Raw genomic sequence first — 12,664 nt, forward strand, 5'->3', positions numbered from 1 at the left:
CAACCTTTCGCTCTTGCGGCTCTTTAAGGATACAATTTGAATGATCCATGAAGTGACCGTAAACACGGATAAGGAAATGAGCAAATGAGAGATGTTTATTTTCTCATTAAATGCTAAGTTCGCGGATATAGCACCTAAAATGATAGCAGTAACGAATTCATGAATATTCATATTTGACAAAGTCTGTTTGCCAATTAGCCTTGTAATAACCAATAGAATCAGAAAAGCAGCAATACTTCGAAATAAAATTACGATATGCTCTGTCATTAGTGTTCCTCCAGCACAACAGTCAGTATAGGCATATTTTGTTCATTGGCTATTTATTTATTCTCACCATTTGAAATGTAGTGAATAGGATGACGGAATGACGAACTGTTTTATGATCAGTTGATTAAGATGGCACCGAATGCACAGCAAGCTGCTATCATCGCCTCGATAAGAGACGATGAACGGGGTCATAATCGTATGTATAGGCAGATGTACAAGGACTTAACCGGCTATGAAGTTACAGGGACATTGAACGAAGATAATCCTATCGTAACCTCGTACATGAATGGCTTACAGCAAGCGTTCGAGGGCGAATTAGCCGCGGTTGTGAAATATAGAAAGATCTGGTTTGGGCTTCCTAGTGGTATCTATAAGGATACCTAGTACGGCATTATCGTGGATGAACAGAAGCATGCTGCTAAGAATAATAATTTGCTATGACACTCGAAAGAACCTCCCTGGCATCACGGAGGTTCTTATTCTGTAGAAATGTATATCCCAAGTTATGCGTGAATTCATAAAAATAGCAACCGGTAATAGTAGGCTGCTGCTCTCTAATTATAACACTCCCCGAAAAGCAAGCACTCCGCGCAGCGCCACTCCGAAGTCCGCAGCGGCCTTCCTCCGCCACTTCGTCTCGGATGGATAGAACATCTCCGCATACCGGTTGCGCACGATCTGCTCCGTCGTCTCATTCGATGCCCCGTTCCAATTCAGCCGGTTCTCATCAATTGTGTTGCGAAGAGACTGAATCGATGCCACTGTACCGTCCCCCAGCGTCCCGAACTCGAAGCAGGTGGAGTACAGCTGCTTGCCCGGATATTCCGTCTTCTTAAGATGGTAGAAATATTCGCTGATATCGCCGCTGGCTGCGTAGAACTCCTCCGAATCCGGTGTGAATACGAGTGGATATCGGAACGCTTCCACTGCCTCCTGCTCCTTCATCGTCTCACTCATCGTGGTGAAGATACTCATCTGATACCGCGGACCGTAGCCCGTATGCACGTCGATATGGGTGATGCTCTCATAATCGCTCTCCAGCACGTCGCGGAACATTCCCTTCATATACGCGGTTGCTGGCTCGTCCTGAGTCCCGCCATAGTAGACACCCTGTGGGCTCCGATACTGCCCTGTCAGTAGAGCATCCGCAATCACTCCAATCCCGGGAGAGATTGCCTTAGTTGCGAATGCCGAGTAGAATCCAAGTTCATGATGAGTCGCATAACCAAGCGGCCTGCTGCTCTCCAGGAACGATTGCACCTTCGGGTAGTCCAGATTAACATCGAGATTGAAGCTCTTCCAATCTGGAATGAAGTTCCGATTGAGATCCACATTGTTCTCGTTATAGCGGCGCTTGTGCTTCATTCCCCAAGGGTTCACGCTGTGCACGAGCAGAATTCCGGTAGTCTCAGGATTGAGCTCACTGGCATGCTGCTTGACCAGCAGGTCCAGCATAGCCGAACCGACGAACCCTTCCACTCCGTGTACCCCAGTAGTAATAAGCAGCAGATTCTTCTTGGCACCGTTCGGCTCGGCATGAAGGCTATCCGTATATAGTCCAGGCTCGCCGCCTACCGCTTCGGATGTCAGGGTGACCTTCTTCCAACGCTGCATCAACGACTCTTGATAGGTTAGGAATCTTGCTCTGGAGCTATTGTAATCGGTTGGATAAGCATCCAGCACGGGGTCGCCTTGTCCTGCCTTATCCGGTCTGGACAATTGTAATAGAGCGGTCGGAGCGGCAAGTTCTACCAAGATCAGCACAGCTAGAAGCACCAACAGTAGTCGGTTTTTTTTGCGGCGTAGAAGGCGTTGAATCATTGAGGGTATTGATAATGTCATGTTGTTCCTCCGGTGATGTAAGATTGTGTACCTCCCTTTATTCGACAATAACTACATAGATTATTAGAGCCTGCCGATATAACCTAGGAACAAAGTATTACAATCATTCAACAAAGTGAGGTTACAACATGAGTAACGGAGCATTCTTGCGCGAAAATGGGGAAGCGGTAAGCCGCACCCTGTACAAAATGTTTGTCGTCGCATCAATCGTCATGATGTGCAATAGTGTATTTCAGATCGCAGTATTCGGACTTCCTGAGCTTAATTTCATGGGAATTTCCTATCAGCTGCTCTTTCTGTTATTCCTAATTCCAGCACTGTACTATCGGTTCGGTTCCAATAAGGAACGGTTCAAGCCATTGTCGGTTGCCAGCTTGATGGTATTCGCCTTTCTGCTTCATACCGATTCTTGGGTGAATGTACCGTTCATCTGGCTGTTCCCTATCGGACTTGCCAGTCTATACGCGGATTATAGACTCATTCGCCGTACCTTCTACTTCACACTGCCTCTGCTGGTTATATCGCAATTCACGCACTACTACTTTGCGGCTCCGATGCGCATTGAGACATCAATGAACCGTTCCGTGTTAACGGCTCTCTACTATGGAGCGCAGTTCCTGTTCATCGGCTTCATCTTCATTAATAGTACCCGCAGGTCAAGTCTTATGCTCCAGCAGAGTCAGCAGCTGACGGATCAGATGGGCAGCGTGCTGGATACAATTCAATCCGCTTCTGATCAATTGAATGGCAATGTGAGGGATCTGAACCGGAGCATCCAATCCGCTGACCATACCGTGTCAACTATTCATGGCTCGGCAGGAGCCATCTCCGAGGAGTCACAGCTCTTCCTCTCCTCGATTCAAGGAGTAGAGCAGGATATCGGAGCAATCGTGGATGGGATGGGCGATGCGTCAGACAAGACGAAGAGCGCTGGCCATTATACGCTCCAAGTTGTACGGATGGCCGATCGGAACAAGGAAGAGCTCCTGACCGTGATTGAGCAGATGAGTGAATTGCAGCAAGCATCCAATCAATCTGGAGAAGCAGTTAATGAACTCGCGGCTAAGATTGAGCAGATTCAGGAGATTCTTAGCGGCATTCAAGGAATTGCTGGGCAGACGAATCTATTGGCGCTGAATGCGTCCATCGAAGCTGCACGCGCGGGCGAACAGGGCCGAGGCTTCGCTGTCGTAGCTGGCGAAGTGCGCAAGCTTGCCGAGCAGACGCATCAATCGTCTGGGCACATTCAGGAGCTGCTCACTGAGGTCGCCGTCACGAAGGAGAACGTGATTACCTCATTGCGGGCCTCGGATGAGAGAATTCAGAGTACCGTGCAATCCATCCAGTCCAGCGCGGCGGACTATGGCAAGCTCGTCGAAATGCAGTATGAGATGAGTCGAATGCTGCAGGAGATGAATGACACGGTTTTCCGGCTCGCTGAAGACGGTCTGGCTTCCGCCTCTGCCGTTGCTTCACTACGCGAGACTCATGCGGCGAACATGCGTGAGCTGTCTGTCATGACAGAGGGCATGCGCGAAGTGACCGAATCATTCGGTCAGATGGGCGCTGCTGTGCAGCTGGTGAGCGAACGGTCAGATGCCCTCGCCTCACTTCGCTCGAAGAGTGAAGCGAAGTAGCTGGTAGCAGGCACCCCAGCCACGGGCGCTCCTACAGAATCTCAATATACCCTTCTGTTCCATTCAACCGGATACGCTGCCCATCTTGAATGAGATGGGTGGCGTTCTCTACTCCTACAACGGCGGGTAAGCCATATTCTCGAGCAATTACCGCTCCATGGGTCATTAATCCGCCAACCTCGGTGACTAGTCCCTTAATAGAGACGAACAAGGGTGTCCAGCCAGGATCCGTGAAGGGAGTAACCAGTATATCTCCATCCATAATATCCGCATCCTCCAAGCTTAGAATGACTCGTGCCCTGCCTTCTATTACCCCGGAAGAGACAGGCAAGCCCGCAATCGCTCCGTCAGGGAGATTCGCACGATTATACTGTCCTGTAACAACCTCACCATCTGACGTCATTACACGCGGCGGAGTCAGCTTCCTATAGAACTTGTAATCCTCCACTCTTCGGCTGATGATCTGGCTATCTAATTCATGACGGCTTACGACAGCATGCAGCTCCTCTAACGTGATATAATAGATATCCTCAACCGCATGAATAATCCCTGCCTGAACAAGCTTCTCGGATTCTCTGAGCAAGGTCTGCTTGTAGACATAGTAGCGGCTAACCCATCCATACTTGGGGTATTCCCGATAGCCGATGAAGTTCCGGACGAGGTCGATCATTCGTTTTGTCTCTTTGGCTTTTTGCTCACCATCCGGCAGTAGCTTTAATCGCTCCAATAGATCTTGTTCCTTTTCCCATGCCTCCCGGCGTCCTTGCTCGAACCTTTGCTTGCCGGCATTAGGCTTCAAGTTCTTAATATGACCAACAAGGATAGGCACAAGTGTAAGGGGGTTCTCACTCCAACGAGTGTTCGCAATATCAATCTCTCCGGGACAACGCATGCCGTATTTACTGAGATAATCTTGAATAGCGTCTTGAGCTAGCCTGCCACCTTCATACTTGACCAGTTCATCCAGGAAGTTATCATCTGTTGTATGCTGCAAGTAGGCAATGACTTCTGGATAAGGCCGGATCACATCCGCGACGTCCATTAGGGCTAGGCCCATTTCTGAAGTAATATTGCCAGGTACCGATTGAGATAGCGTATCTGCGGCGTTTTTCTCACCTAACCACTCATACATCTTCTCATTAATCCATGACGAAGCATCCATAGCTGTCATATAGACAGACGAGCTCTGCGGGTCGAATAAGAACTTCTTCAATTGCTGGATATCTTCCCTAATGTAATCAAGCAAATCCGATCCCGACTTCGATTGGATGTTGTGCTTCAGCTCTTCTATTGAAGCTTGATTACGCTTAATCATATCAGTAACGATTGTCGGATCGTTCTCGAATGCAGAGTGCCTAACAGATTGACTTCTGTTCGGAAGCGGTGCTGGTTGATCAACTGGTAACAGTGGTATATAATCTCGCTCTATTAGGGTCTGGAGTGCGTCTTGGGTAAGCGGATCAGATCCGACGGTAATTAATAGAGCTTCTCGGCCTGCAGATGTAGTCAGCCTTGGGGCAACATCAACGAATAACCTCCCACCGGCCTGACGCATAGGCGCCGGAGTAATGGACAAGTATAGAGACAGTCCCAGAGGAGTAATGGGATCTGTCATCATCTGTTGATGGCCTACAGATAGATAGACGTGATTGTGGTGATCACTCACTTCCGGGATCGGATATAGCGTCGTAATGGGACGGCTCTGCACCATATAGAACGTATCATCAGCCAGACACCATTCGATATCTTGCGGGCTCCCGTAATAAGCCTCAATCTGTCTTCCAAGGCGTGCCAGGTGCAGAATCTGCTCGTCTGTGAGCGTCTGAGCCTGCTGCTGATCAGCTTCAATTGACTTGGTCTCAGTCCCTCCTTCTCTTCGGCCATAGACAGCGAGCTTCTTGACAGCTATCCGCTTATCAGCCAGACTTCCCTCCTGAACCTTATAGCTGTCTGCAGATACCAAGCCGGACACCAGAGCTTCTCCAAGTCCATAGCTGGCATCAATAGCGAGCAGCTTACGGTTAGAAGTTATTGGATCGGCAGTGAACATCACGCCCGCAGCCTCCGAGAACACCATCCTCTGAATGATGACGGACAGGTAGACTTGTCTATGGTCATATCCATTCTGCATCCGATAGATGACCGCGCGATCTGTGAATAAGGAAGCCCAGCATTCGCTGATATGCTGCAGAATGGCATCCAGTCCAATGATATTCAGATAGGTGTCTTGCTGACCGGCGAACGAAGCGTGAGGCAGGTCCTCGGCAGTCGCACTGGAACGCACGGCATACGCATGCTCTACTCCTAGCTGCGAGTGATAGTGAGTTACAGAATCTACAACGTCGGTTGGAATCTCAGCTTCCCTTATGAGCTGCCGAATATCCCTGCTAATATCACGAATTTGATCTCGATTATCGATTGTCAGCTTAGACAGCCGGTCCAGTAGAGCATGATAAGCTTGGTTTCTTTCCACCGCTTGCCGATAGCCGGCCGTTGTCACACAGAAGCCTTCTGGTACATGTATCCCTTGAATCTTTATTAACTCAGCTAGATTAATTGCCTTTCCACCGACTAGCATGAGCTGAGACCTGGTTATATCATCAAGCCCGATTACAAGTGAACGCATTCCTGTATCTCCCCCTAACCAATATCATGTAAAAAAAACATTTGACAGATGCTTTCCTGCATGGTATCTTAATAATATAAGATGAATTTACTATGCATTAATTTAGACACTGATGCGTAGATCGATTATATCATCATCTCTTGCTATAGACAACCTTCACTCATTCATAAAATAAACCCGCCAAGCTGGCGGGTTTTTCTATTTAGAATTAGTCATCTAATCCCTTGCCATTCAAGATATGCGGCAAGTACTTCTCAATTCGTGACTCTCTCGTCTTCGCTTGCTTAGCCCCGGAGAAGTGAAGCAGATACCCCTTCTGCCGCCCCGGCGTCAACGCTTCGAATGCGGTCTTCAAGTCAGGAATCTCGATGAACTTATTGTGCAATTCCTCAGGAATCGCATACTCTGTCTCCTTCTTGAAGCTCACTTGCAATCCGGACTTCTCCACTTCGATGGCCTCATCGATATAATCCTTCAACATGAGCTGCATTTCATCGATCTGCTCTGCACTTGTGAACCGAATCTGCCGTGCAGCTTGTACATTCTCTGTCTGTTGGACGAGTATACCATGCGGATCCTTAAGTAACGCCCCCTTGTGGAACAAGAGCGCACAGTAATCCTTGAATCCGTGTATGAGAACGACATTCTTATCCTCATAGGTGTAGCATGGATGCATCCACTTGAAGTCTTCCGTGAGGTCGCAATCAAGCACGATCTCTCGCAGCAGCTGGAATTCATCCTTCCACTTCTTAGCCTTGGCAAAAAATGGGTCGATCTTCGCATTCTTAATGCCTGCTGTCATCTAACTACCCCTCTCCTCATATTAAGTACTTGCCAGTAATCGATTGATCGGCATGGATGATCTGCTCAGGTATGCCTTCGAACACGACCTGGCCGCCCCTGCTCCCGCCATCCGGCCCCATATCGATAATCCAATCTGCCTGGGAGATGACTTCAAGGTTATGCTCGATGACGATAACCGTGTTACCGGCATCCACAAGCCGATTCATAATGTCCAGCAGATGACCAATGTCGGACATATGCAGGCCGGTCGTTGGCTCGTCCATCACATAGATGCTGCCCTTCTTGTGCAGCTCGCTTGCCAGCTTGATGCGCTGACACTCCCCGCCGGAGAGCGTGCTGAGCGGCTGTCCAAGTGTAATATAGCTCAGCCCTACATCATGCATAGCCTGAAGCTTGCGAACGACCTCCTTGATCGTGAAAAATTCCAGAGCCTGCTCCACCGTCATCTCCAACACATCAGCTATGGATTTGCCATTCAACTGGTACGCAAGCACTTCTTCCTTGAACCGTCTGCCTCCGCATACCTCGCAAGGCAGCTTCACGCTATCGAGGAAGGCCAGGTCCGTATACAAGACTCCCAGCCCTTGACAATTCTCGCAAGCCCCCTTCGAATTGAAGCTGAATAGGCTAGGGCTCACCTTGTTCGCAGAGGCGAACGCCTTGCGTACATCATCCATAATGCCCGTATAGGTGGCTGGATTCGAGCGTGTGGACACCCCTACCGCTGATTGGTCAATGACGATGGCATCCGAATGCTTGCTGAGGAATATGTCATTGATTAGGGTGCTTTTGCCCGAACCGGCGACTCCTGTCACTACCGTCAACACTCCCGTTGGAATGTCTACACTCACATCCCGCAAGTTGTGAAGATTAGCTCCTACGATGGACAGCTTGCCCGAGGACTGCCTGCAATCACGCTTCAGCTGGAGCGGACGCTTCATATAGTTGCCGGTTAGAGTTCCGGACTCCAGCAGGCCTGGGTAGGTCCCCTCGTACACAATCGTACCGCCGCGGCTGCCCGCATGAGGGCCAACGTCGACGATGTGGTCCGCCACCTTAATAACATCGGGATCATGCTCCACGACAATGACGGTATTGCCCTTGTCACGCAGCTTCTGCAGCAGTTCATTCAACCGATGCACATCACGGGGGTGCAAACCTACGCTCGGCTCATCGAATATGTATGTGACATCCACCAGGCTGCCGCTTAAGTGCTTGACCATCTTGACACGCTGCGACTCCCCGCCTGACAAGGTGTCGGTCTCACGGTTAAGCGTCAAGTAATCCAGCCCAATGTCGACCAGATGCTGCAGACGCTCCGTTAATGATCTGACTATCGGCGCAGCAACGGCGTCATCCATCTCCTGAATGACACGAACGAGCTGACCAACCTCCATCGCAGACAGCTCAGCAATGTTATACCCATTGATTCTGCAGCTGAGAGCCGCTTGACTGAGTCTCGCACCGCGGCAGCTGGAGCATGGACCTTCCGTAATATATGGGGCAACGGCCTGCTGGGTACGCTCGGACTTCGTCTTCACATCCTGCTTAATGTACTTGTTGGTGAACTTCTCGAGGATGCCTTCCACGGTAATATTCATAGCCTTCCCGGCAAAATCCATCTCGACCTTCCTGGCCTTGGCATAGAGCAGCTGATCAAGCTCTTCCTCGGAATAATCGCTCAGCTTCTTATCCGTATCGAAGGCTCCTGCCTGAACGGTCATATTCCATTCCCAGCTGTTCACCGTATAACCTGGCAGCAGGATGGCCCCTTCATTCAATGACTTGGTCATGTCGATCGCCTTGTCTAGGTCGAGGCCCAATCTGCGTCCAATTCCGTTACACTCCGGACACATTCCTTGTACATCGTTGAAGGAGAACATGCTTGCTGGCCCCACATAGGGCTGACCTGCCCTTGAGAAGAGAAGTCGAAGAATGGGAGAGATGTCGGTAATCGTACCCATCGTGGAATGGGAGCCCCCTCCCAGCCGCTTCTGATCGACAATGACAGCCATGCTGAGATTCTCAATGCCATCTGTATCTGGCTGAGGTACACGTGGGAGGAAGTTGCGCACGAACATGCTGAAGTTCTCGTTCAGCAGTCGCATCGATTCTGCAGCAATCGTATCGAACACAATCGATGACTTGCCGGATCCGGACACCCCGGTGAAAATCGTAATCTTCCGCTTAGGTACTCGCAGCGATACATTCTTAAGATTATTCTCTCTCGCACCAGCTATGACGATATACTCTTGACTGGACTCGTTCATAATTAGCTCCTTCCTTCATTGCGATATGATGAACTCTACGTTGCATTATACCATTATTGTCCAAAGTTAGTCGTCAATGACCTTATCCAATGATAGATCCCTTATAGATCAAACGCAGGGACATCCAGAATGAGATCCGGCTCATCATGGACGAATGTAATCTGAAAGGTTCCTCGCAGATCCTTGTCCGAGCGGAGCAGAGACTGGCGGGCCAGCTCTGTCAGCTGCTGGAGTGTCTCCTCCGTGTTCTCATATAGAATGAGCGAGGTCTGCTTAAGATCTGGATATAGCTTGACAGCGTCTGTCTGTGACATCTCGAATTGCAAGCATATCGACTTATTGGATAACATCTTATAATCATTCACCCAGCCGCCGCTGTCTTGTATAATTCGCTTCGCATCATCAATGGCTTGATGGCGGTCGTACTTGGCAATCGTATTAATCTGGATAAATGATGGAACTGGTTGCATGGATAGTGATCCTCCTGATTTTTACTGCTTGGCTGCTTGTTCATCCATTATCATTGTACTAGCCTAGATCCTATAATAAAAGCCTCCATGCAGCACTTGCTGCATGGAGGCAGGGGCAAAAATTAACCTATTATTCGTAACGAAGCGACTCCATAGGATCCAGCTTAGCTGCCTTGGATGAAGGCATCAGACCTGCAAGGATACTGACGACCAGGCTCACGACAATACCGAACAGGATATTGCCAGCGGATAAGCCGATAAGTCCTACTCCGAACGCTTGATTCATGACTCCGTTCGCAGCGAAGCTGATTACAACTGCACCAACGGTCGCAATTAGGCCGCTGAACAATCCGATTAACGCAGATTCCGAGAAGAAGATTCGCTTAATATCCTTCTTCCGGGCACCAATTGCTCGTAATATGCCAATCTCCTTCGTACGCTCAACTACACTGATATATAAGACAATAAGAATCATAATGCCAGATACGAGAAGCGAGATGCCAGATATACCTGCAAGAGCACCTGTTGCCATACTCAGATACGTGTTCACTTGCTCCAGCATAGCGGCTTGCTGAGAGCCGGAGAAGCCTGCTTCTTCTAATTCGCTCTTAATCTGAGCGACATGATCTTCATCATCCGTGAACGCATTAATCTGCGTTGGATTCAGAGTAAGTCCCTGTGCCTGATAGCTTGCTTCCAACGTGTCATAAGGTACATAAGCGGTAGTCGCTTGTGGAGCCAAGCCTTCGGTCTTGTAGATACCGGACACGGTTAGCTGCATCTCTACGATAACGGGCTTGTTATCTTCGTTCACTTCGTTGTTGTAGACAGCAATCTTCTTCCCGATTAAGGAAGTGTACGGTTCATCCTTCGCCAAGGCTTCGGCTGCATCCTGCGTCAGGAGAGCTTCATTCTCCTTCGGCAGCTCGCCTGCCTCTAGATTGTCCGCTCGTACCGAATCTGATACAGTCATGAGCTGCATAATGTCTGTGCGATTCTGTCCATAGGATGCGCTGCTCTTCATCGTGAACGAAGCCGCCAGCTCTACGGAGCTGACATGCTCCACTCCCTTAACCTGCTCCAGCTCTGCAGCTGTGAACGATGCTTTCTCCTCCAGCATGGAGCTTGGTGCGATGCTTGGGCTGTTGCCGCTCTCGGAAGGCTTCGTCACTTCGACCATCAGAGGATTCAGGTTCGCATTAATCTCGTCATTAATATACTTGGTTACCCCGTTACCAAGGGACAGCATGAGGATGACACTCATAATGCCGATCGAACCGCCTACGGCGACAAGCGTATTGCGCTTCATGTTCAGCTTCATGTTCTTCATCGCTAGCTTGAATGAGGATAGGAAGCTAAGGCTGCCCACCTTCTGATCGGACCGCTTCTCTTCCCCCTTCCCGCTGACCTCTCTTAGCTCCACGTCTTCCACGATACGTCCATCTTCCACTCTGATGATGCGGCTGCCGTAATCGGCGACCTTCTGGGAATGGGTCACGGTAATGACTAGCTTGCCCCTCTTCGCGATGTTCCCTAGCAGGGCAAGCACTTGCTCGCTCGTCTCTCGATCAAGTGCACCTGTCGGCTCATCGGCAAGAATAATGTCTGGGTCGTTGGCCAGAGCTCGGGCTATCGATACACGCTGCTTCTGACCGCCAGACAGTTGATTCGGACGCTTCGTCAGATGATCCTTCAGACCAACCTCGGTGAGGAGCTGCTTCGCTCTCTCTGTGCGCTGCTCCATTCCTTGATCAGACAGCTCCATGGCAATCATGACATTCTCAAGGATGCTTAGATGAGGGATTAAGTTGAAGCTCTGAAAAATAAAACCGACCCTGCTCTTCCGATATTGATCGATCTCCTGCTCCTTCATCTCGCTCAAGTTCCGGTTCTCGAGTATAACCTTGCCTTCGTAGCTGGAATCCATTCCCCCGATAATATTCATGAGCGTCGACTTGCCGCAGCCAGATTCCCCTAGAATCGAGACGAACTCTCCTCTTCGGAAGCTCAGGTCAATCCCGTGAAGAATCTGAACCTTCTCTTGCTTATCAATTGTATATGCCTTGCGAACACCTTGTACTTGTAAGAATGTCATATGGATGTCTCCCCCTCATTGTTATAGACGCCTCTCTTAATCAAGTTCAGCTCTTGCTTGTAGTTGCTAAGCGCCTCATCTACGGACCACTCATTGACGAAGTGCTGCGTGAGATTATGGAACGTCACAGCATGGATAATATTAAGAAGATGGAACAGCTCCTGCGGATGCTGTAAGCTCAGCCTGCCAATGTTGATCTTGCTAGCTAATTGCATGAGCTCTTGCTGCCTCTGCTCCCGCATACTGCTGGCGAACGCCTTCTCCACCTTATGATTCATGTTCAGCATCATATTGCGGAAGAAGTCCCGATTCTCCAAGCTCTCGAAGTTCATTAAGTTCGTGTGGAACATCGTAATGAACGTCTCGAACAAGTCGCCCTCATTCTGCTCAATTGCCTTGCGGAACAGATCCTCGTTCTCCTGGAGATTCACTTCGAGCAAGTAGAAATACACATCTTCCTTGCCTTCAAAGTATTGGTAAAAGCTGCCCCTCGGAATGCCGGCAGTCTTCACAATATTCGCAATGGATGCTTCTTGAAGTGAGGAAGCAGAGAATTCCTTCTTCGCGGCTCTAAGCAATACGGCACGCTTGTCTTCGGACAGATTGTAAAAGGTTGGCTTGGGCATAGAGCTCATTCCTCCTATTTTCTTAAT

The 12,664-nt window shown here is 49.4% G+C and carries 9 protein-coding genes and 1 pseudogene; 2 read left to right on the top strand and 8 right to left on the bottom strand.

The window, feature by feature from the left end:
- Positions 1 to 267, bottom strand: a pseudogene (locus ACFO9Q_RS19565) (hypothetical protein); the annotation flags it as partial.
- A 129-nt stretch (positions 268 to 396) separates the two neighbouring features.
- Here ACFO9Q_RS19565 and ACFO9Q_RS19570 point away from each other — a divergent pair.
- Complete coding sequence (locus tag ACFO9Q_RS19570) at positions 397 to 651, top strand: ferritin-like domain-containing protein (RefSeq protein WP_379185259.1); 255 nt, start codon at positions 397 to 399, stop codon at positions 649 to 651.
- 174 nt (positions 652 to 825) lie between these two features.
- On the opposite strand, the gene ACFO9Q_RS19575 is transcribed toward ACFO9Q_RS19570, so the two are convergent.
- The gene (locus ACFO9Q_RS19575; RefSeq protein WP_379185260.1) at positions 826 to 2,109 is read right to left on the bottom strand and encodes a M14 family metallopeptidase; all 1,284 of its coding nucleotides are present in this window, start codon (positions 2,107 to 2,109) and stop codon (positions 826 to 828) included.
- Positions 2,110 to 2,237: 128 nt separating this feature from the next.
- Between ACFO9Q_RS19575 and ACFO9Q_RS19580 the strand changes: the two genes are divergently transcribed.
- Positions 2,238 to 3,746 carry a methyl-accepting chemotaxis protein gene (locus tag ACFO9Q_RS19580; RefSeq protein ID WP_379185261.1) on the top strand — a complete coding sequence of 503 codons (1,509 nt, stop codon included), beginning with the start codon at positions 2,238 to 2,240 and terminating at the stop codon, positions 3,744 to 3,746.
- A gap of 31 nt (positions 3,747 to 3,777) precedes the next feature.
- On the opposite strand, the gene ppsA is transcribed toward ACFO9Q_RS19580, so the two are convergent.
- The 6 genes from ppsA to ACFO9Q_RS19610 form a co-directional block, all read right to left on the bottom strand.
- On the bottom strand, positions 3,778 to 6,372 hold the full coding sequence (ppsA, locus tag ACFO9Q_RS19585) for a phosphoenolpyruvate synthase (RefSeq protein ID WP_379185262.1): 2,595 nt from the start codon (positions 6,370 to 6,372) through the stop codon (positions 3,778 to 3,780).
- Positions 6,373 to 6,580: 208 nt separating this feature from the next.
- Complete coding sequence (locus ACFO9Q_RS19590) at positions 6,581 to 7,174, bottom strand: YdeI/OmpD-associated family protein (RefSeq protein WP_379185263.1); 594 nt, start codon at positions 7,172 to 7,174, stop codon at positions 6,581 to 6,583.
- A gap of 16 nt (positions 7,175 to 7,190) precedes the next feature.
- The gene (locus tag ACFO9Q_RS19595) at positions 7,191 to 9,446 is read right to left on the bottom strand and encodes an ATP-binding cassette domain-containing protein (protein ID WP_379185264.1); all 2,256 of its coding nucleotides are present in this window, start codon (positions 9,444 to 9,446) and stop codon (positions 7,191 to 7,193) included.
- A 101-nt stretch (positions 9,447 to 9,547) separates the two neighbouring features.
- Positions 9,548 to 9,916 (bottom strand): hypothetical protein, encoded by a 369-nt coding sequence (locus ACFO9Q_RS19600; protein ID WP_379185265.1) that lies wholly within the window; start codon positions 9,914 to 9,916, stop codon positions 9,548 to 9,550.
- 130 nt (positions 9,917 to 10,046) lie between these two features.
- Complete coding sequence (locus ACFO9Q_RS19605; protein WP_379185266.1) at positions 10,047 to 12,011, bottom strand: ATP-binding cassette domain-containing protein; 1,965 nt, start codon at positions 12,009 to 12,011, stop codon at positions 10,047 to 10,049.
- Positions 12,008 to 12,637 (bottom strand): TetR family transcriptional regulator, encoded by a 630-nt coding sequence (locus tag ACFO9Q_RS19610; protein ID WP_379185267.1) that lies wholly within the window; start codon positions 12,635 to 12,637, stop codon positions 12,008 to 12,010. The genes ACFO9Q_RS19605 and ACFO9Q_RS19610 overlap by 4 nt, the downstream gene beginning before the upstream one ends.
- Between the last annotated feature and the right edge of the window lie 27 nt (positions 12,638 to 12,664).

Source organism: Paenibacillus sp. GCM10023252 (assembly GCF_042653305.1).
Taxonomy (GTDB): Bacteria; Bacillota; Bacilli; order Paenibacillales; family Paenibacillaceae; genus Pristimantibacillus.